Below are 19703 nucleotides of genomic sequence, written 5' to 3' on the forward strand. Positions count from 1 at the left end.
GGGCCCCCATTGAGAGTACCCATGGACGGCTCTTCCTTCGACACCCAACACGCTCCGGCGCCTAGCGCCGGAGCGATGTCTTTTGATCTGAACATCGCGATCGCCACCTTCCGACGCCGGCTGCGCCTTTTCGCGGCCGTCGCCCTGGCGGTGTTTGTGGCGGTGCTGCTCTACACCTTGCAGGAAACGCCGCGCTACACGGCGACCGCCCAGGTCATGCTGGACGTCCGCAAGGAACAGGTCGCAGACATGAGCGCCGTTCTGTCGGGTCTGCCGGCGGATTCTTCGGTGGTCGACACCGAGGTGGAGGTCCTGAAATCCAGGTCTCTGGCCGCTCGGGTCGTCAAGCAGCTGAAGCTGACCGAGGATCCCTACTTCAATCCCGAAGCCCCCGGCGCCAAGGGCGTCGCGTCGTGGCTGCCCTGGGTCAAGAAGGTGGTCGCCCCGACCGCCGCCGTCGGGTCCGTCGAGGCTCAGCGCCAACAGGAAAAGGTTGTCGACAACCTGCTTGAAGGCCTGAAGGTTCGCCGCTCGGGCCTGACCTATCTGATCTCGGTGGAATACACCCACACCAATCCCGAAGACTCGGCCAAGATCGCCAACGCCTTCGCCGACCTCTATCTGACCGAACAGCTCGAAGCCAAGTTCGACGCCACGGCCAAGGCCAACGAATGGCTCGACACCCGCGTCGCCGAGCTGCGCGACCAGCTGCAGGTGGCCGAGGCCGCCGTCCAGCAATACAAGATCGCCAATAATCTGATGAGCGCCGAGGGCGCGACCCTGACCGAGCAGGAGATCTCGGGCCTGAACCAGCAGCTGGCTTCGGCCCGCGCCCAGCAGGCCGAGTCCGACGCCCGCCTCAACATCGCCCGCAACCAGCTGGCCCGCGGCAGCACCGGCGAAGACGTCGGCGAGTCGCTGAATTCTCCTGTCGTTCAGCAACTGCGCAAGCAGCGCGCCGAGCAGAGCGCCAAGGTGGCCGACATGAGCGGCCGCTATGGCGATCGCCACCCGGACCTGCTCAAGGCCAAGCGCGAACTGACGGACATCGACGGCCAGATCCAGGCCGAAATTCGCCGCATCATCTCCAACCTGGAAGCCCAGGCCCAGGTCGCGCGCCAGCGCACGGGCTCGATGGCCGGCAGCGTCTCGGCGTCGAGGGGCGCCCTGGCGGGCAACAATCGCGCCAGCATCCGGTTGAACGAACTGGAGCGCAAGGCAGAGTCCGTGCGCACCCTCTATGAGTCCCTGCTGGCCCGCTTCAAGCAGACCTCCAGCAGCCAGGGCATCGAGCAGGCCGACGCCCGCGTGGTGTCGCGGGCCAAGATCCCGACGACCCCCAGCTATCCCAAGCCTTCGTTGAACCTCGCCCTGGGCCTGGTTCTGGCCCTGGGCGCCGGCGCGGCGTCGGTGGTGCTGGCCGAGATCCTGATGGCGGGCATCTTCACCGAAGACGAGGTCGAGCGTCGTATCGGCCTGCCGTATCTGGGGTCGATCCCTCTGCTGAGCTCGGCGATCGATGACGCCAAGCTGGCGCGGGACATGAGTCCGCCCGACTATCTGCTGGCCAAACCGCTTTCGACCTTCGCTGAAAGCTTCCGCAAGCTGCGGGCGGCTATCCTCTATTCGAAGGTGGGCGAGGCCGTGAAGGTCATCGCCGTCACCTCGTCCCTGCCGGGCGAAGGCAAGACCACGACGACCTTCTCCCTGGCCCGCACCTTGGCCACCTCGGGCGCGAACGTCATCATCGTCGACTGCGATCTGCGCCAGAGCGCCATCAACCGGTTCCTGCCGGAAGTGCCGTCGCTCGGTCTTCTCGAGGTGCTCAACGGTGTCTGCAGCCTTGATCAGGCTTTGATCTCCGATCCGAGCGGCGCCAAGGTCCTGGCTCTGACGAAGTCGGCCTATACGCCGCGCGACGTCCTGGGATCGCCCGCCATGCTGCGTCTGCTGGGTGAACTGCGCAATCGCTTCGACGTGGTGCTGCTCGACACCGCGCCCCTGCTGGCCATTGCCGACACCCGCATCCTGGCGCCGCACACCGATGCGGTCGTCATGCTGGCGCGCTGGAAAAAGACTCCGGTCAAGGCGATCACCGCCGCCATCAGCCTGCTGCACGGCCGCGGCGTCTTCCTGGCGGGCCTGGCCCTGACCCAGGTCGATCTGAAGGCCCAGACCCGCTACGGCTACGGCGGCGCCGACTACTATTACAAGAGCTACCGTAAGTACTATGCCGACTAGGACGCGGGCGCGGCCGGCGGCGGCGTCGCCCGCCCGTGCTGGCCGCGGCGCGGTCCGTCGCCTGGCCATATCCGAGAAGGTCGCCGTGGGCGTTCTTCTCGGACTGGTCTTCATGGCGGTCATCGCCTTCGGCGCCAGCGAGATCTCGACGGCCTGCCTGTTCAGCGGCGTCTATGCGGCCTTCCTGATCGGCCTCCTCGCCACCTGCCGCTGGGCCCGACGCGATCTGGCGCGGCTGCGGGGCCTGGCGATCCAGATCCCGCTGTTTGGCCTGTTGTTGCTGGCGGTCCTTTGGGCGCTGACCCCCTGGGGACCAGGCGGCGCCCATCCGGTCTGGGCCTATGTGCCCGAGCGCCCGGGCGCCCTTACCGTCGATCGCTCCGCCGTCTGGCTCAACCTTGTGCAGCTTCTCGGCCTGGCCTGCCTGTTCGTGGCGGCCCGGATCATCGGCGTTTCCGAAGCCCGCGGACGCTGGTTCCTGCGGATCGCGGTCATGGCGGTCGGCGTCTATGCCACCCTGGCCTTTCTGGATCACGTCGGCCTGCGCCGCTCCACACGTCTGGTCGCGACCCTGCTGAGCCCCAACAGCGCCGCAACGGTGTTTGGCGGCGGGTTGCTGCTGGCCGTCGCGGCGACCGCCAATCGGGTGCGCCGTCAACGGGGGCTGGCCATGCTCCGGCGCGGCGATCCCGAGGCCGTGGCCTGCCTGGCCATTGTCGGGGTGCTGCTGACCGCCCTGCTTCTGACCGCTTCCCGCGCGGGCCTTGCCGCGACCCTGGTCGGCCTGGGTCTGATGCTGGTCGGTGAGGCGATCGCCCAGCGTCAGCGTTTCCGCGTGGTCGCCGGACTGGGCGCTATGGCCCTGCTCCTGGTGATCGGGGCCCTGAGCCTGCGGAGCACCGAACTGGTCGCTGAACGGCTCAACAACACCGAACGGGACATCGCGGTGCGGACCGCGATCTTCGCGCCGCACTGGGAGGCCTTCCAGTCCTCGCCCTGGTTCGGATTCGGTCTGGGATCGTTCCCGACCGTCAATCAGCTGGTGGCGACCCAGGAAAATCTGCGCGTGCTGTTCGACGTCCGCGCCGTCCACAACCTCTATCTCCAGTGGCTGGAGGAAGGTGGTGTCGTCGGCGCCGTGGTGATGGCGCTGCTGTTCCTCGTCCTGATCTGGCCGATCCTGCGCGGCGGCCTGCGCGAAGGCGCGACCGCGACCTGGGCCAGGGCCACGGCCTGCGCGGCTCTGGTCTTCCTGCTGCATGGCGTGACCGATTTTGCGCTGCAGGTTCCGGCTATCCAGGCGCTCGCGGTTCTCATTCTCGGCGTTGTCGGGTCGATGGCGGCTGGACCGGGCCTGGCGCGATCGTCTGACCCGCGGATTTCGTGGGGCGCCGGGGTGGCGGCGGGCGCCGTCGTTCTGGCCTCGGTCCTCGTGGCTGCGCCCATGCTGGCGTCGCGATTTGGCGGCGATCTCACCGCCTGGCCCACGGCTCCGGCCGAGGCCCTGGCGCGCCGCATCGAGACCGGTCTTGCTCAGGCCAGGCCGGACGCCGCCGAACTGGACCATCTGGATCGCCTCAGCGCGCGCGAGGTCGGCCTGCGCCCCGCCTCGGGCGCCGCCTGGCTGCGCCGCGCGTCGGTGGACGCCGCCCTGGGTCGCCAGGAGGCCTCCAACCTGGCCCTTGAGCACTCCTTCGCGGTGGCGCCGCTGCAGACCAGCCTGTTTAGCCGCCGGACGATGTTCGCCTATGAGCACTGGGGCGAGCTCAGCCCTGCCGGTCGCCAGTCGACGATCTATCAGCTCAAGACCGAGTGGCGGCGCCAGAGGCAGCCCAAGCGCTTTGTCGCCATGGCCAACGCCCTGGTCAATCCGACCGGGCGGCTTGGCATGGCCCTGCAGATCGCCGTGCTGCGCGCGGAGCCGCCGCCGGTCCGCTAACCGGGGGTGCGAGGACGGCAAGACAGGGCAGGTTCGTCGTTGGATTCAGGTGCCCGCGATCATGCTGCCCCTGGTTCTCGACGTCGGAAGGTGAGCGTGGGCGGAAAGTGGCGGCCTGCCGCGGCCGCCCTCGGAGCGTGCTGGAGCCCTCGCCGTTTCGGACGCTTGCGCCCTAGTAGGCGTTCTCGGCCAGCAGCAGGTGCGGCACCGTGAGCAGCATGATGCGAAGATCGGTCAGCAGTGACCAGTTATCGATATAGTCGATGTCGGCCTTCACGCGGTTGGACATGTCGTCCACGTCGTTGGTCGCGCCGCGCAGCCCCTTGATCTGGGCCAGGCCCGTCAGACCAGGGCGCGCCTGGAAGCGCATCTGATAGGCGGGGATCAGCGCGCCATAATAGGCGTCATGCGCCTGAGCGTGAGGGCGAGGCCCCACCAGGGACATGTCGCCCTTCAGGACGTTCAGCAGCTGGGGAAGCTCGTCGATGCTGGTGGCGCGGATGATCTTGCCGATGCTGGTGACGCGGTCGTCGTCGCGCTTGGCCTGCACGACGGAGTCGCCGTTCTCCTCGCAACGCATCGAGCGCAGCTTGTAGATGGTGAAGGTCTTGCCGTTAAGGCCGCCGCGCGTCTGGCGAAACAGGGCAGGGCCGCGCGATTCCAGCCGGATCAGCAGCGCGGCCAGCAAGAGCACAGGAAGAAAGAAGATAAGTAGTAAAGCCGACGCAAGAACGTCACAGAGACGTTTCATGGGATCGACAGCCACGCGCGGCAGAAATGTCGCGGGGTCACGCTTGAGAACTTCCGTGTTCCAGGCCCCACTCACCGCGTGATCCCCACCATGCGCTGGCTGGAGAGACATTCCCAAGCCATCCACAGTTCATTTATCGCAGTGCGGCGCCGCCGTCACTTCTAAACCGACGGTTAACTATAGATTGCGTTAGCGCTGCGTAAACGCTGTTCGTTAGCGTGACCTTAGCGCTCGCTCCTTAGGCTCAGACCTATAGGAGCACCACCATGTCGATGATCCCGGCCGACCTTTCCGCGATGCGTTCCGTGACGGCGACCCCTGTCGCCGGCGTCAAGCGCCTGCCGCGCGCCCTCGGATGGCTGTCTGCCGCCGTCGTCTCCGCAGGCTTCTGGGTTCTGGCGATCGAGGCGATCCGCCTGGCGGTCTAGCCGCCACCATCAGTCTTAAATACCAAGAAGCCCCGGAGACCTCTCCGGGGCTTTTCGCTGTCTGAAGCCCTGGCCGGCTCTCCGAAGGCGGGAGGCGTCCTTAGCAACGCGGATCAGGCCGGGCTGCGCCCGGCCCCTCGTCCCGGCGCATGGCCTTGGCGCGGGCCGGCGGCCCTTGCGCGCCAAAGGCTCTAGCTGACGGTGGTCCAGGCGTTGGAGCTGCCGACCTGACGCTGGATCCAGGTGTAGCCGAGGTCGGCCCAAGGGGTGGGCCACGGGGTCAGGTTGTCCAGCACCACATCGCCAGATTCGAACGCCACGACCAGAACCGCATGGCGTTCGCCGCGGCGGGTGACGACCACGGCCATCGACAGGGCTTCGGCGGAGACGCCGGCCTCGATCAGGCGGCGGCGCTTCTCCAGCGCATAGTCCTCGCAGTCGCCATACATCTTGCCGTCGACGACCTGCGGCAGGGTCCAGTATTCCGGCATGCCATAGAGATCGAAGTCGTTGGCCTTTTGAACTTCGCGGTTCACGTCGCGATTGATGCTGGTGATCAGCTTCAGCTGTCCCTTGCCCAGTTGGGCGGGGCCGGCGGCCAGCGCGACCGGGGCGACGGTCGGGGCGGCGGCGACGGGACGAAGCACGCCGGCGGGCAGGAAATCCTCGACCGCCTCGGGGCGCCAGGCCTGCAGGGTTTCAATCATGACCAGGCCCAGCTGGGCGGCGTCCTCGGCGGCGTCGAAGGACTGGCGCTCGGCGGCGGCCATGGCCATCGGCCAGGTCCGGCCCAACGACGAGGTGCTGAGGGCCGACATCGCCAGGGTGGCGGACGGGGCGGCGGCCGCGACGGCCGTTTCGCAGGCGGCCTGATCGCGTTCGCACATGAAGGTGAAGCCCGGAGGGGCCTGAACCGTATCACCGCGCGCCATGAAGGGTCGGGCTTCAGCGTTTGCCGCCGTGGCGCCCGCCAGCATGAAAGCAACGCTTGCGAACTTGATGAGTTGTTTGCGGATATTCATCGAAACATCGCCCTTAATGACGACGTAACAATGCAATTAGTGCCCAATTATCAGCTTAAAAAGACTGGTGATTTGGGAATGAATACAAATGGTAACTAAGCAATTAGGAATAATGACGTGCGAATAACTGTGGTGAACGTGACGTATTAGAGTGTGGTATATTGGCTGGTAACGTTCTCAGGCGGGTGGTTGCTGGACCTCCCCGTCTCAGGCAAGTTGCGTCCCGCCTCAGTGGGCAGTCGAAGCGCCCGAGTGGACAGGTGATGAAGTTCAAGTTTTTCCGCCCCAAGCCCAGCCCGGCGGCCGCCGCCTCGACGGGAGGGCGCGTCGTCTATGCGATTGGCGACATCCACGGCCATCTGGAGCTGCTGGATGAACTGCTGGACGTGATCGCGCGGGATTTCGCCACGCTGGGTCGCCATGACCGTCCCGTGCTGGTGTTCGTCGGCGATTATGTGGATCGCGGCCCGGCCTCGCGCGGGGTCATCGACCGGCTGATCGCCTTAACCGCCGCCTCGGCCCAGCAGGGCGTCTTCGAGGTTCGCGCCCTGATGGGCAACCACGAGCAGACCATGCTGTCGTTCCTCGACAATCCCGAGGCCGGCGCGGCCTGGGTCGAGTTCGGCGGCGCAGACACCATGACCTCCTATGGCGTGGCCCGGCCGATCGGTCGGGTGGACCAGGAAGCCTGGCGCAACATCCAGGCCAGTTTCCAGACGCAGGTGCCGGCCAGTCACGTGGCGTTCCTGCAGGCGCTGGAGCTGTCGGCGACCTATGGCGACTATTTCTTCGCGCATGCGGGGGTGCGGCCCGGCGTGCCGCTGGACCGTCAGACGCCCGAGGATCTGATGTGGATCCGAAACGACTTTCTCTCGCAACCCCACCGGCTGCCTTGCGTCGTAGTCCACGGACACACGCCGGACGAGGAGCCCTTCATCGGTCCTGACCGTATTAATATTGATACGGGAGCCTATGCGACGGGCGTTCTCACCGCCGTTCGCCTGATCGAGGGATCGCCGGTCATTCTTCAGGCGCGAAAGTCTCGTCGCGCCTAAGTCGCATGCTTGTCGCTGCTCTGCGCCCGTGTCATGACACGCGGGTAGGGACACGCTTATTCAGAGACTTCAATCCGATGACTATCGTCAGACGAAACCAAAATTGGCTCTTTGTCCTGTTGGCGAGTGTGCTTGTCCTCGGGACCCTGGGCGCCGCGCCAGCGCACGCCCGGCAACAGCCGCCGCCCCCCGCCGCGCAGGACGGCGCCTATCTGCTGGGATCCAGCGACAAGGTCCGCGTCACCGTCTATGGCGAACCCACCCTCTCGGGCGAGTTCTTCGTTACGGGCAGCGGCGTTGTCTCCCTGCCGCTGATCGGCGAGGTCAAGGCCGCCGGCCTCACCCTCAGCCAGTTCCAGCAGGCGGTGCAGACCTCGCTGAGCGACGGCTATCTGAAGGACCCGCGCGTCAGCGCAGAGGTTCTGACCTTCCGCCCGTTCTATATCCTGGGTGAAGTCAGCAAGCCCGGCACCTATCCCTATACCTCTGGCCTGACGGTGATGAACGCCGTCGCCACGGCCGGCGGCTATACCTACCGGGCCGACAAGAAGCAGGTCTTCGTCAAGCGCAACGGCGCCACCGAAGAGCAAAAGCTGACGCTGGATCCGACCGTCACGGTCGCTCCGGGCGACACCATCCGGATCGGCGAGCGCTTCTTCTAGAAGCCTTTTCAAGCCAGGCGGATACCGCTTGGCCTGAAGACAATGCGTGAACAAGGACCCAGGGCTCCGCATGCATGGAGCCCTGGGTTTGGCCTTGCCGTGTTGTGGCCACAGCGCGCGGTTCAAGGGGCGTCTGAAGGGCCACTCCGGGCGTGACGCCAGGCGTTTCGCACCTCGACGGGCGCCGCTCTGGATCGATGAGCCGCCATACGAAAGCCAAAATAGACTCTGGACTGAGCCCCAAAAGGGCCATTTTCGACGCTTTGCGCGCCAATGCGACAAAATGTCCGTTTCAGCTATTGCCGTTCAGCAAAGCCGGATTTCTTGGCGCGGATTTCTTTTGCTGTTCTTTCGGCCGCGCGGGGAAAACGTCGGTTTTCCGATCATTCAAGCCAAGGCCACAAATAGTCGTCCTTATATTCTCAGCCTTTAAGGTATAGATAGTTCTTGGGTCTACACAGTTTCTGTAAAAGGGTAGCATAAACCCATATTGGGTACCACAATATACCTATAAGTAACTTAAAGCTGCGCTCAGGTAACGGCGTTACCCCAAGCTAAGTTACACTCTATTTACTAATCGGGCTCTTTTTCCCCTGCAGGAAAGCCCGACTGAAATTGGGCAGGGGATAAACAGCATGTTGAAAAAGACCAAGTCTGGCGTCCTGGCGCTGTGCGCCATGGCGCTCGTCGCCGCGCCGATCAGCGCTCACGCCGACGCCGCCAAGGACCTGCAGGTCGCGGGCCGCGCGCTCACCTTCCTCGAAAACGGCCCGACCGGCAAAGCCACGCTGGGCGTCGTCTTCGACCCGTCCAAGCCGGCCTCCGTCGCCGAAAAGAACGCCGTCATGGCCGCCATCGGCGCGGGCCTCAGCGCCGGCGCCCTGACCCTGGTCGGCAAGCCTGTCGAAGCCGACGACGTCGCCGGCGTGTCGGGCGTCGCGGCCCTCTACATCACCACTGGCGTCAACGCCGGCCCGGTCGGCGCCGCCGCCAAGGGCAAGAAGATCATCACCATCGGTTCGGACATGTCCTGCGTCACCAGCGGCGCCTGCGTCATGAGCGTCTCGGCCGACCCCAAGGTGGAAATCGTGGTCAGCCGCGCGGCGGCCGCCGCGGTCGGCGCGGTCTTCAAGGCCGCCTTCCGCATGATGATCCGCGAAGTCTGACCCCAGCGAACGAACGAGACAAAACCATGAAAACGACTCTCTTCGCCGGCGCTTCGGTCGGCCTGATCATCCTGGCTTCGGCCACCGCCGCTTCCGCCCAGTCGATCGACTACGGCGCCATGGAGCAGCTGTTCAACGAACCCGTCACCACCAGCGCCACCGGTTCGCCCCAGCGCGCCACCGAGGCCCCGGTCGACATGACCATCATCTCGGCCGCCGACATCAAGCGCTCGGGCGCTGGCGACCTGCCGACCATCCTCAGCCGCGTCGCGGGCGTGGATGTCCTGAACTTCGCCGCCGGTCAGTCCGACGTCGGTATCCGTGGCTACAATCAGGCCCGCTCGCCGCGCCTGCTGGTGCTGATCAACGGCCGCCAGGTCTATCTGGACCACTTCGGCTACACCGACTGGGCCTCGCTGCCGATCGCCCTGAGCGAAATCCGCCAGATCGAAGTCGTGCGCGGTCCCAACAGCGCCATCTTCGGCTTCAACGCCGTGTCGGGCGTCGTCAACATCATCACCTTCAACCCCAAGTTTGACGACACCAATGTCATCGAACTGCGGGCGGGCACGGGCGAAAGCACCAGCGTCTCGGCCGTGAAGACCGTTCGCCTGGGCGAGCGTCTGTCCTTCCGCATCTCGGGCGGCGTCGATCACGCCGACGAATGGAAGAACACGACCTCGGGCACCGGCGTCGTTCTGGCCTCGCAGATCCACAACCCTTCGACGGCCCGCGCCAATATCGACGCCGTGGCCCAGCTGACGGACAAGGCGACCCTGCGCGTCGAAGGCTCGATGTCCAACAGCGCGGCGACCCAGGTCATCTCGACCTTCGCCTACGCCTCGCATCGCGTCAAAACCGACTCGATGAAGGCCACCCTGAACGCGGAAACCGGTTTCGGTCTCCTGCAGGCCCAGGCCTATCGCAACAATCTGGACGCCCTGACCCCCGGCCGTCGCTACCTGAACAACATCACGGTCTACAGCCTTGAAGACCTGTTCAAGATCGGCGCGGCGCACACCATCCGCGTGGGCGTGGAATATCGCGACAACCAGCTGGACACCGCCTCGTACCAGGGCGCCAAGATCAGCTACACCGTGCTGGCCCCCTCGGCCATGTGGAACTGGGTCGTCAACCCCAAGCTGTCGCTGACCGCGGCCGCGCGGGTCGACAAGCTGAGCCTGAAGCGGACGGGTCCCTTCCCTGCCGGCGCCTCCCAGACGAACAACGCGCTCTGGGATCGCGACATCACCGAGACCAGCGTCAATCTGGGCGGGGTCTACAAGGTCTCGGACAAGGACACCCTGCGCCTCACCTATGCCCGCGGCGTTCAGGCTCCGACCCTTCTGGAACTGGGCGGCCTGCTGATCCCGCCGGCCACGCCGGCGCCGACCGGCGGCCTGATCACCGGCAACCCGCTGCTGGAACCGGCCCTGGTCAGCAACTATCAGCTGACCTATGACCGCGCCCTGCCGTCGCTCAACGCCAAGGCCAGCATCAAGCTGTTCACGCAGAAGACCGAAAGCGTGAAGGGCCAGTTCAGCGCCTCGGCGCTCGACATCGCGCCCACCGCGACGACCTGGGCCACCTTTACCTACAAGAACGTCTCCGACTCCAAGATGAGCGGCGTTGAGCTGTCGGCTTCGGGCAAGCTGGACGGCGGCTTCCGCTGGAGCGCCGACACCACCTACACCAACGTCAACGACGCGCCGTTCACCACGCTGTCCTCGATCGTGCTGCGCAAGGTGAACTTCGAGGCCACCTCGCCCAAATACCGCAGCAACCTCGCCGCGGGCTGGTCGAACGACAAGTGGAGCCTGGACGGCTACGCTCACTTCGTGAGCAAGTTCAGCTCCTACAACGGCAACCTGCTGGAGCCGGTCAAGGGCTACACCACGGTCGCCGGTCGGGTCGCCTATGTGTTCGCGCCGGGCGCCGAAGTGTCTCTGAACGGCCAGAACCTGCTGACCGAACGCCAGTCGCAGGCCAAGGGTCGCAGCGGCCTGGAAGCCGAGCGTCGCGTGATGCTGGGCGTCGCCAAGAGCTGGTAAGCCTGAACTAGCGCTGGAGAGCGAAGGGCCCCGCCGCAAGGCGGGGCCCTTTTTCGTTGCGGCTCAGGCGTCGTCGCCGGCCTCGACCACGCCGCGCATGTGGGCCAGCCAGTCCGGCTCGCCCGCCGCGACCCGGACGAAGGCCTGCGCCAGTTCCTGGGTCGCTTCGCCCAGATTGTAGCGGTTGTCGCCAAATCGCAGCAGGACGCTCTCGATATAGCGGTCGAGAAGGACACGGTCGTCGCCGGTGAGGGTGTTGCGCATGCGGCCAGCCTAGTCCTCCGGCGCGGCGAGCGCCATGGCTCAGTCCCAGCCCTTGATCTTCTTCTTCCGGCCCAGGGCCAGGATCCCCGGATAGGGACCCTTGCCGGTGCGATAGAGACACCAGTCATCGTCCTTTTTGCAGTCGCCATCGAAGGCCGCCTTCTTGGCGGGATCGATCACCGCGTACATCGCCGGGCGGTTCTTGTTCTTCTCGCCCAGGGTCTCGTCGCAGACGGCGCGCTCGGCCCTGGTCAGGGCCAGGACATCGGCGTTTCGGCAACCGACGCCGGCGCGGGCCGCCTCGCGCAGGGCCTGGCCGCCGCCGGTCAGGCCCTGGGCCCTGAAGCCGGGCGGGGCGATGGCCGAGGTCGGCGGCGCGGGCGGGGAGGCCGGTTTCGCGACCTCGGGCGCGACTGGCGCGACGGGGGCCGCAACGGCCTGGGCTGCCGGCGTCGCGGGCGCGGACCGGACGGGCGACGTCGCCGGCGGGTCAGGTCTGACAGGCCGCAGAAGTTCCACGCTGAGGGCCGGCGGCTCGACCCGCTGCGGCATGACGCGGACGCCGGAGATCAGGCCGCCCAGCACCAGCAGATGCGCGACCGTCGAGGCCAGCACGATCCACGGCGTGGCGCGGCCCCGTCGGCGCGGCGCGCGTCTGTCGGCGATCAGGGCGAGGGCCGCCGGCATCGGTGTCTGTCTCGCCCGTCCAAAACGAGCGTTACCGGTAGGGACGGGGTGCGGCGCAAGCATGGCCGCTACATCGCGGCGCTGAAATGAAAAGGGCCCGGCGTCGCCGCCGGGCCCTGTCCTGTCTAGCGATGGAGGAAGCTTTACGCCGCCGCCTTCGTCTTGACGCCGAAGCGGCTGTAGAAGGTTTCGCCCTTCTCGGCCATTTCGCGCAGCAGCTTGGGCGGCGCGAAGCGGGCGCCGAACTTCTGGGCCAGCTGGTCGCAGGTCTCGACGAAGGCCTTCACGCCCACGCCGTCGATCAGGCTGATCGGACCGCCGGTCCAGGGCGCGAAGCCCCAGCCCAGGATCGCGCCGACATCGGCTTCGCGCGGATCGACGATGACGCCTTCCTCGAAGCAGCGGGCGGCTTCCACAGCCTGACGATAGAGCAGCCGCGTGCGGACCTCCTCGATCAGGGCCTTGTCGGCGTCCGTGGTCGTCACCGGCATCAGCTCGGCCAGACCCGGCCACAGCTTCTTCTGGCCGCCTTCCGGATAGTCATAGAAGCCCTTGCCGTTCTTGCGACCGAAACGGCCCAGCTCGACGACCATCTTCTCGATGACCGGCGAGAACGGACGCTCTTCGTACTTGTCGCCGAGGTCCTTCTTGGTCTGCTCGCCGATCTTGTAGGAGAGGTCCAGAGCGACGTCGTCGTTCATCTCCAGCGGGCCACGCGGCATGCCGGTGGCGCGGCCGACATTGTCGATGATCGCGGGGGCGATGCCCTCGGCCATCATCTCCAGGCCTTCCTGCACGAAGGTGCCGAAGCAGCGCGACGTATAGAAACCACGGCTATCGTTGACGACGATCGGGGTCTTCTTGATCTTCAGGACGTAGTCGATCGACTTGGCCAGGGCTTCCTGGCTGGTCTGTTCGCCCATGATGATCTCGACCAGGCCCATCTTGTCGACCGGCGAGAAGAAGTGGATGCCGATGAACGAGGCCGGGCGCACCGAAGCCTTGGCCAGGCCGGTGATCGGCAGGGTCGAGGTGTTGGAGCCGAAGATGGCGGTGTCGGCCAGCTGGGCCTCGGCCTTCTTGGTGACGTCGGCCTTCACTTCGCGGTTCTCGAACACCGCTTCGACCACCAGGTCCGAACCCTTGACCAGGGCGTAGTCCGTGGTCGGGGTGATCAGGGCCAGGACCTTCTCGCCCTTTTCGGCGGTCATCTTGCCGCGCGAGACGGCCTTCTTGACCAGGGCTTCGGCGTAGCCCTTGCCCTTGTCGGCGGCTTCCTGCGTCTGGTCGATCAGCACGCTTTCGATGCCGGCCATGGCCTGGACGTAGGCAATGCCCGCGCCCATCATGCCGGCGCCCAGAACGGCGACCTTCTTGACGTCATAGTGCGGGACGCCGGCGGGACGGCCCGAACCCTTGCCCAGCTCCTGGAGGGAGAGGAACAGGGTGCGGATCATGCCCTTGGCCTGGGGCGTCATCATGGTCTTCAGGAAGTAGCGGGTCTCGATCCGCAGGGCGGCGTCGAACGGCACCTGGGTGCCCTCATAGACCGCCTTCATGATGTTCAGCTGGGCGGGATAGTTGCCATAGGTGCTCTTGCGCAGCATGGCGTTGCCCATCACGAACACCTGGCTGCCGCCCGGGCTGTAGGGGCCGCCGCCGGGCAGCTTGAAGTCCTTCTTGTCCCACGGCGCGACGGGATCGCCCTTGGTCTTGACCCAGGTCTTGGCGGCCTCGACCACCTGATCGGCGGGCACGACTTCATGCACGACCTTGGCGGCGAGCGCCTCGGCCGGCTTCATCGACTTGCCTTCCAGCAGGTAGGGCGCGGCGTTCATCACGCCCATCAGGCGCGGCAGACGCTGGGTGCCGCCGGCGCCCGGCAGCAGGCCGACCTTGGCTTCCGGCAGGGCCAGCTGGATCTTGGGGTTATCGGCCACGACGCGATAGTGGCAGGCCAGGGTGATTTCCAGACCGCCGCCCATGGCCAGGCCATTGATGGCCGCGGCCACCGGCTTGCCGCAGGTTTCCAGGGCGCGGAACGCCTTGTTGAGCGCAAAGCCCGCCTCGAAGGCGGCCTTCAGGCCCTCTTCGCCGCCAGCCCCGCCGCCCAGGCCGCCGGAGCCGCCCAGTTCGCCCAGGTCAGCGCCGGCGCAGAAGCCGGTCGTCTTGCCCGAGGTGATGACGGCGCCCTTGATGTTGGCGTCGCTCTTGATGGTCTCGACGACGTCGCCGATTTCCTTGATCACCGAAGCGGTCAGGGTGTTCATCGTCCGGCCGGGCACGTCGAAGGTGACCAGGGCCACGCCGTCGGAATCGACCTCGATCTTGAAGTTTTCCATGGTGTTAGCTCCTTAGACGCGTTCGATGACGGTGGCGGTGCCCATGCCGGCGCCGACGCACAGGGTGATCAGGGCGGTCTCCTTGTCGGAGCGCTCCAGTTCGTCGAGCATGGTGCTGATCAGCATCGCGCCGGTGGCGCCCAGGGGGTGACCCATGGCGATGGCGCCGCCGTTGACGTTCATCTTGTCGTGCGGGATGTCCAGCGCCTGCATCATGCGCAGGACGACGGCGGCGAAGGCCTCGTTCAGCTCATAGAGGTCGATGTCCTTCACGCCCATGCCCAGGCGCTTGAGCAGCTTCTCGGTGACCAGCGACGGGCCGGTCAGCATGATCGAGGGCTCGCTGCCGATCGAGGCGGCGCCCTTGATGCGGCCGCGGGGCTTCAGGCCCAGGGCCTCGCCCATTTCCTTGCTGCCGATCAGCACGCCGGCGGCGCCGTCGACGATGCCCGAGCTGTTGCCGGCATGGTGGACGTGATTGATCTTTTCCACCTGCGGATAGCGCTGGGTGACCACGGCGTCGAACGCCATCTCGCCCATGCCCGTGAACGACGGGTTCAGCGAGGCCAGGGTCTGCATGGTGGTGGAGCCGCGAACGGTCTCGTCGTGATCCAGGATCGTCAGGCCCAGCTGGTCCTTCACGCCGATCACCGACTTCTTGAAGCGGCCGTCGGCCCACGAGGCGGCGGCGCGGCGCTGGCTCTCGACGGCGTAGGCGTCGACGTCATCGCGGCTGAAGCCGTACAGCGAGGCGATCAGGTCGGCCGAGACGCCCTGAGGGGCGAAATAGGTCTTGAAGGCCGACGAGGGGTCGGTCGGCCAGGCGCCGCCGTCGCTGCCCATGGGCACGCGGCTCATGCTCTCGACGCCGCCGCCGATGGCCAGCTGGGCCTCGCCGGACGCGACCTTGGCGGCCGCCATGTTCACGGCTTCCAGGCCCGAGGCGCAGAAGCGGTTGATCTGCACGCCGGCCACGCTCTCGGCGTAGTCGGCGGTCAGCACGGCGGTGCGGGCGATGTCCGAACCTTGCTCGCCCACGGGGGCGACGCAGCCGAGCACGACGTCGTCGACATAGGAGGTGTCGAGGTTGTTGCGGTCGCGGAGAGCTTCCAGGACCTGGCTGGCCAGGGACAGCGAGGTGATCTCATGCAGAGATCCGTCCTTCTTGCCCTTGCCGCGCGGGGTGCGCACGGCGTCGAAGATATAAGCGTCGGCCATTTGATGGCTCCTTCCTGCGTATCTTTTTAAGCGGGGTGTGGGTGGAACGCGGGCTCGATCCGCACATCCGTGCGGACCGAATTGGCGATGAAACAGGTGTGGTGAGCGGCCTCGTGCAGGGCGGTCAGGGTCACCTCGTCCGGCGCGGCGCCGTCAAAGGTGATGTCTGGCCGCAGGGTGACGCTGCTGATCCAGTGCGCGCCATGGTCGTTCTTGCTCAACACGCCTTCGGCTGTATCGGCATAGGCGCTGATCACGAAGCCGGCCCGGCGGGCCAGGTCCAGGAAGGTCAGCATGTGGCAAGACGACAGGGCCGCCACGAACATTTCTTCCGGATCGACGCCGGCGGGGTCCGACCAGGGCAGGGGCACCACCGAGGGCGAGGCCGAGCCGGTCGTGGTCACACCGCCGTCGAAGGACAGCGTGTGGACACGGCTGTAGCGGCCCCGGGCGAAATCCTCGTCGGGCTTCAGGGTCCAGCTGATGGTGGCGGTGTGGACCGACATTACTTCCAGGTCCCGATGGGGCTCTTGGCGATCTGGGCGCATTGCAGGCCGCGGGCGCCGGCCTTGGCGCTGTAGGTCACCCGCTGTCCGAACTCCGGCGCGGGCAGGACGCAGGGCGTGAAGCCCGAGGTGGTGACCTCCAGCGACCAGGTCGCGATCTTGGAGCGCAGCAGATTGTTGCAGACGTCGCTGCCTGGCGTCAGCGGCAGCTTGAAGGCTCCCGGCTGCGGACGCTTGCCCACCAGGGTCCCGTTGAAGCTCAGGGGCCGCCGACCGCCGGGGGCCGCGCGAACGCAGACCACGGCGGCGCGCGCGTCCTGCGCGGCGGGCTTGGGGGCCGCCGTGGCGGCCTGGGCCATCAGGGCGAGCGTCAGGATCACAGCGTCCTCGCGATCAGGATCTTCATCACCTCGTTGGTGCCGCCATAGATCCGCTGGACGCGGCTGTCGCGGTACATCCGGGCGATCGGATACTCGTTCATGAAGCCATAGCCGCCGAACAGCTGCAGGCAGCGGTCGACGATCTTGTTCTCCAGGTCGCTGACCCAGTACTTGGCCATCGAGGCGGTCGAGGCGTCCAGCTTGCCGGCCAGATGCTGCTCGATGCAGTGGTTGGTGAAGACCCGGGCCACGGTCGCTTCGGTCTTGCACTCGGCCAGCACGAACTGGGTGTTCTGGAAGTCGATGATCGCCTTGCCGAACGCCTTGCGCTCCTTGACGTAGGCGATGGTCAGCTCCAGCGCCCGCTCGATCGTGGCCATGCCCTGGACGGCGATGTTCAGCCGCTCCTGTGGCAGCTGGCCCATCAGCTGGAAGAAGCCGCGACCTTCATCCGTGCCCAGCAGGTTCTCGGTCGGAACCTTGACGTCGTTGAAGAACAGCTCCGACGTGTCCTGGGCTTCCTGGCCCAGCTTGTCGAGATTGCGGCCGCGCTCGAAGCCTTCGGCCCCGTCGGTCTCAACGATGATCAGCGACGTGCCGCGCGCGCCGGCGTCTACGTCGGTCTTGGCGACCACGATGATCAGATTGGCGGTCTGGCCATTGGTGATGAAGGTCTTGGAGCCGTTGATGACATACTGGTTGCCGACCTTCTTGGCGGTGGTCTTCACCCCTTGAAGGTCAGACCCGGCGCCGGGCTCGGTCATGGCGATGGCGCCGACCAGTTCGCCGGTCGCCAGCTTCGGCAGCCAGCGGCGCTTCTGCTCCTCGGTCCCGTAATGGACGAAGTAGGGCATGATGATCGCGTTGTGCAGGCTGATGCCGAAGCCATCCACGCCCTTCAGGCCCAGCTGTTCCATCAGCACGACCTCGTGGCGATAGTCGCCGCCGGCCCCGCCATATTCTTCCGGCGTGGAGAGGCCCAGCAAGCCGGCCTCTCCCGCCTTGGTCCACATCGAACGGTCGACGCAGTGGTTCTTGCGCCACTGGGCGACCGTCGCTTCAGGCGCGTGCTCGTCGAAGAACTTGCCCACCGCGTCTTCAAAGATCGCGATGTCTTCCTCGGCCATGAAAGCCGGTTTTGCGACGTCGAGCACGCTCATGATCAGAAAGCCTCCGCGGGCAGCGCCATCAGGGTCGCCGAACCCGTCTTGAGTTTGGTCAGATGCGCCCCTGCGTCAGGCAAGATGCGCTCGATGAAATATTGCGCCGTGACGACCTTGGTCGAATAGAACGGGTCGGACGAGCCGGCCGCGATCTTGGCCTGGGCCGCCTTGACCTGCAGGGCCCACATGTAGGCCAGGCCGGTCAGGCCGAAGAGGTGCATGTAGTCGGTCGAGGCCGCGCCGGCGTTATCGGGGTTCTGCAGGCCGTTCTGCATCAGCCACATCGTGCCGTCCTGCAGCTGGGCCTTCACCTCGGCCAGGGCCGTGATGAACGGCTTGAGGCCTTCGTCGCTGTCGTTCTCGCCGATGAACTGGTCGATTTCCTGGAAGAAGGTCATCACCGCGCGGCCGCCCTTGGAGGCCAGCTTGCGGCCGACCAGGTCCAGGGCCTGGATGCCGTTGGTGCCCTCATAGATCAGGGCGATGCGGCAATCGCGCATGAACTGGCTGACCGGGAAGTGCTCGGTAAAGCCGCTGCCGCCATGCACCTGCACCGCGTCGGAACAGATCTTGAAGCCCTTGTCGGTCAGGTAGCCTTTCAGCACCGGCGTCATCAGGCCCATATAGTCCTCGGCCTTTTCGCGCACCTTCTCGTCGGGGTGGGCGTGGGCCAGGTCGCCGTGCAGGGCGGTCCAGAACAGGAAGGCGCGACCGCCTTCGATCAGGGCCTTGCTCTCCAGCAGCATGCGACGCACGTCGGGGTGGACGATGATCGGATCGGCCGGGCCGTCGGCGTTCTTCGGGCCGGTCAGCGAGCGGCCCTGCAGACGGTCCCGGGCGAAGGCGACGGCGGCCTGATAGGCGGCCTCGCCCTGGGCCACGCCCTGCATGCCGACGCCCAGGCGGGCCTCGTTCATCATCACGAACATGATCTTCAGGCCGGCGTTCTCGCCGCCGATCAGCCAGCCTTTGGCGTCTTCATACTGCATCACGCAGGTGGCGTTGCCGTGGATGCCCATCTTCTCTTCAAGGCCCACGCACTTGGCGCCGACATTGCGCTCGCCCACCGAGCCGTCTTCCTTGGGCAGGAACTTGGGCACGATGAAGAGCGAGATGCCCTTGACGCCGGCCGGGGCGCCTTCGATGCGGGCCAGCACCAGGTGGACGATGTTGTCGGCCATGTCGTGCTCGCCGGCGCTGATCCAGATCTTCTGGCCGGTGATGCGATAGGTGCCGTCAGCCTGGGGAACCGCCTTGGTGCGCAGCAGTCCCAGATCGGTGCCGCAGTGCGGCTCGGTCAGGTTCATGGTGCCGGTCCATTCGCCGGTCACCATCTTGGGCAGGTAGAGTTCCTTCTGCGCGTCTGTGCCGCCGGTGTGGATGGCCGAATAGGCGCCGTGGGCCAGGCCCGGATACATCGAGAACGCCATGTTGGCCGAGCTCGACATCTCGCTGAACGCCAGGTTCACGACGTGCGGCAGGCCCTGACCGCCATAGGCGGGGTCGGAGCCCAGGCCGGTCCAGCCGCCTTCGCACAGCTGCTTGTAGGCTTCCTTGAAGCCCGGCGGGGTGGTGACCTCGTTGGTGTCCTTGTTCAGGACGCAGCCGGTCTTGTCGCCGACGGTGTTCAGCGGGGCCAGGACCTCGCCGGTGAACTGGGCGGCGGCTTCCAGGATCTGTTCAACGGTGTCGAACGAGGCGTCTGCGAAGGCCGGCAGCTGGCCATGCTGATCGATGTTCAGCATGTCGCGCAGGATGAAGACGTGATCGCGAACGGGCGCCTGGTAGGTCATGAAAAGTCCTGGAAGATGGAGGGGTAGAAAGAGGA

Annotated in this window: 17 protein-coding genes; 7 read left to right on the plus strand and 10 right to left on the minus strand. The window is 66.1% G+C overall.

Annotated features, from left to right (window positions below; all coding sequences use genetic code 11):
* Positions 1–21 precede the first annotated feature (21 nt).
* Positions 22–2241 (plus strand): GumC family protein, encoded by a 2220-nt coding sequence (locus tag ACW17V_RS00260; protein WP_492106913.1) that lies wholly within the window; start codon positions 22–24, stop codon positions 2239–2241.
* 85 nt (positions 2242–2326) lie between these two features.
* Positions 2327–4180 (plus strand): O-antigen ligase family protein, encoded by a 1854-nt coding sequence (locus ACW17V_RS00265; RefSeq protein WP_492106914.1) that lies wholly within the window; start codon positions 2327–2329, stop codon positions 4178–4180.
* A 172-nt stretch (positions 4181–4352) separates the two neighbouring features.
* Here the strand turns inward: ACW17V_RS00265 and ACW17V_RS00270 are convergent, their stop codons facing one another.
* Entirely contained in the window at positions 4353–4931 is a 579-nt protein-coding gene (locus ACW17V_RS00270; RefSeq protein WP_492108848.1) for an exopolysaccharide biosynthesis polyprenyl glycosylphosphotransferase, read from the minus strand.
* A 266-nt stretch (positions 4932–5197) separates the two neighbouring features.
* Here ACW17V_RS00270 and ACW17V_RS00275 point away from each other — a divergent pair, with 266 nt between their 5' ends.
* Positions 5198–5359, plus strand: a complete 162-nt coding sequence (locus tag ACW17V_RS00275) for a hypothetical protein (RefSeq protein WP_492106915.1) — start codon at positions 5198–5200, stop codon at positions 5357–5359.
* 191 nt (positions 5360–5550) lie between these two features.
* On the opposite strand, the gene ACW17V_RS00280 is transcribed toward ACW17V_RS00275, so the two are convergent.
* On the minus strand, positions 5551–6381 hold the full coding sequence (locus tag ACW17V_RS00280; RefSeq protein WP_492106916.1) for a transglutaminase-like cysteine peptidase: 831 nt from the start codon (positions 6379–6381) through the stop codon (positions 5551–5553).
* Between the two features lie 263 nt (positions 6382–6644).
* Between ACW17V_RS00280 and ACW17V_RS00285 the strand changes: the two genes are divergently transcribed.
* The 4 genes from ACW17V_RS00285 to ACW17V_RS00300 all read left to right on the plus strand — a co-directional run bounded on the left by ACW17V_RS00285 (position 6645) and on the right by ACW17V_RS00300 (position 11315).
* Positions 6645–7436: a metallophosphoesterase family protein gene (locus ACW17V_RS00285; RefSeq protein ID WP_492106917.1), complete on the plus strand. Its 792-nt coding sequence runs from the start codon at positions 6645–6647 to the stop codon at positions 7434–7436.
* Positions 7437–7513: 77 nt separating this feature from the next.
* A complete protein-coding gene (locus tag ACW17V_RS00290; RefSeq protein WP_492106918.1) occupies positions 7514–8098 on the plus strand; it encodes a polysaccharide biosynthesis/export family protein in 585 nt (194 codons plus the stop codon).
* Between the two features lie 635 nt (positions 8099–8733).
* Positions 8734–9264 (plus strand): hypothetical protein, encoded by a 531-nt coding sequence (locus ACW17V_RS00295; RefSeq protein WP_492106919.1) that lies wholly within the window; start codon positions 8734–8736, stop codon positions 9262–9264.
* A 26-nt stretch (positions 9265–9290) separates the two neighbouring features.
* Entirely contained in the window at positions 9291–11315 is a 2025-nt protein-coding gene (locus ACW17V_RS00300; protein WP_492106920.1) for a TonB-dependent receptor plug domain-containing protein, read from the plus strand.
* 63 nt (positions 11316–11378) lie between these two features.
* Here ACW17V_RS00300 and ACW17V_RS00305 read toward each other — a convergent pair whose 3' ends face one another.
* The 8 genes from ACW17V_RS00305 to ACW17V_RS00340 form a co-directional block, all read right to left on the minus strand.
* On the minus strand, positions 11379–11579 hold the full coding sequence (locus tag ACW17V_RS00305) for a hypothetical protein (RefSeq protein WP_492106921.1): 201 nt from the start codon (positions 11577–11579) through the stop codon (positions 11379–11381).
* A 39-nt stretch (positions 11580–11618) separates the two neighbouring features.
* Positions 11619–12266 (minus strand): hypothetical protein, encoded by a 648-nt coding sequence (locus tag ACW17V_RS00310; RefSeq protein WP_492106922.1) that lies wholly within the window; start codon positions 12264–12266, stop codon positions 11619–11621.
* Positions 12267–12409: 143 nt separating this feature from the next.
* The gene (locus tag ACW17V_RS00315) at positions 12410–14608 is read right to left on the minus strand and encodes a 3-hydroxyacyl-CoA dehydrogenase NAD-binding domain-containing protein (RefSeq protein ID WP_492106923.1); all 2199 of its coding nucleotides are present in this window, start codon (positions 14606–14608) and stop codon (positions 12410–12412) included.
* A gap of 12 nt (positions 14609–14620) precedes the next feature.
* Positions 14621–15826 (minus strand): acetyl-CoA C-acetyltransferase, encoded by a 1206-nt coding sequence (locus ACW17V_RS00320; RefSeq protein WP_492106924.1) that lies wholly within the window; start codon positions 15824–15826, stop codon positions 14621–14623.
* Positions 15827–15852: 26 nt separating this feature from the next.
* Positions 15853–16332, minus strand: a complete 480-nt coding sequence (locus tag ACW17V_RS00325) for an OsmC family protein (protein WP_492106925.1) — start codon at positions 16330–16332, stop codon at positions 15853–15855.
* The gene (locus ACW17V_RS00330; protein WP_492106926.1) at positions 16332–16712 is read right to left on the minus strand and encodes a hypothetical protein; all 381 of its coding nucleotides are present in this window, start codon (positions 16710–16712) and stop codon (positions 16332–16334) included. The genes ACW17V_RS00325 and ACW17V_RS00330 overlap by 1 nt, the downstream gene beginning before the upstream one ends.
* Positions 16709–17872: an acyl-CoA dehydrogenase family protein gene (locus tag ACW17V_RS00335; protein ID WP_492106927.1), complete on the minus strand. Its 1164-nt coding sequence runs from the start codon at positions 17870–17872 to the stop codon at positions 16709–16711. Before ACW17V_RS00335 ends, ACW17V_RS00330 begins: the two co-directional genes overlap by 4 nt.
* A gap of 2 nt (positions 17873–17874) precedes the next feature.
* Positions 17875–19668, minus strand: coding sequence for an acyl-CoA dehydrogenase C-terminal domain-containing protein (locus ACW17V_RS00340; RefSeq protein ID WP_492106928.1), 1794 nt, complete (start codon positions 19666–19668; stop codon positions 17875–17877).
* Positions 19669–19703 lie beyond the last annotated feature (35 nt).

It is taken from the genome of Caulobacter sp. FV2ye17ST (assembly GCF_058680955.1).

Coding starts and splice junctions, on each gene's coding strand:
- ACW17V_RS00260 (WP_492106913.1), top strand. CDS start 22: ATGGACGGCTCTTCCTTCGACACCCAACACGCTCCGGCGCCTAGCGCC.
- ACW17V_RS00270 (WP_492108848.1), bottom strand. CDS start 4,931: ATGAAACGTCTCTGTGACGTTCTTGCGTCGGCTTTACTACTTATCTTC.
- ACW17V_RS00275 (WP_492106915.1), top strand. CDS start 5,198: ATGTCGATGATCCCGGCCGACCTTTCCGCGATGCGTTCCGTGACGGCG.
- ACW17V_RS00280 (WP_492106916.1), bottom strand. CDS start 6,381: ATGAATATCCGCAAACAACTCATCAAGTTCGCAAGCGTTGCTTTCATG.
- ACW17V_RS00285 (WP_492106917.1), top strand. CDS start 6,645: ATGAAGTTCAAGTTTTTCCGCCCCAAGCCCAGCCCGGCGGCCGCCGCC.
- ACW17V_RS00290 (WP_492106918.1), top strand. CDS start 7,514: ATGACTATCGTCAGACGAAACCAAAATTGGCTCTTTGTCCTGTTGGCG.
- ACW17V_RS00295 (WP_492106919.1), top strand. CDS start 8,734: ATGTTGAAAAAGACCAAGTCTGGCGTCCTGGCGCTGTGCGCCATGGCG.
- ACW17V_RS00300 (WP_492106920.1), top strand. CDS start 9,291: ATGAAAACGACTCTCTTCGCCGGCGCTTCGGTCGGCCTGATCATCCTG.
- ACW17V_RS00305 (WP_492106921.1), bottom strand. CDS start 11,579: ATGCGCAACACCCTCACCGGCGACGACCGTGTCCTTCTCGACCGCTAT.
- ACW17V_RS00310 (WP_492106922.1), bottom strand. CDS start 12,266: ATGCCGGCGGCCCTCGCCCTGATCGCCGACAGACGCGCGCCGCGCCGA.
- ACW17V_RS00315 (WP_492106923.1), bottom strand. CDS start 14,608: ATGGAAAACTTCAAGATCGAGGTCGATTCCGACGGCGTGGCCCTGGTC.
- ACW17V_RS00320 (WP_492106924.1), bottom strand. CDS start 15,826: ATGGCCGACGCTTATATCTTCGACGCCGTGCGCACCCCGCGCGGCAAG.
- ACW17V_RS00325 (WP_492106925.1), bottom strand. CDS start 16,332: ATGTCGGTCCACACCGCCACCATCAGCTGGACCCTGAAGCCCGACGAG.
- ACW17V_RS00335 (WP_492106927.1), bottom strand. CDS start 17,872: ATGAGCGTGCTCGACGTCGCAAAACCGGCTTTCATGGCCGAGGAAGAC.
- ACW17V_RS00340 (WP_492106928.1), bottom strand. CDS start 19,668: ATGACCTACCAGGCGCCCGTTCGCGATCACGTCTTCATCCTGCGCGAC.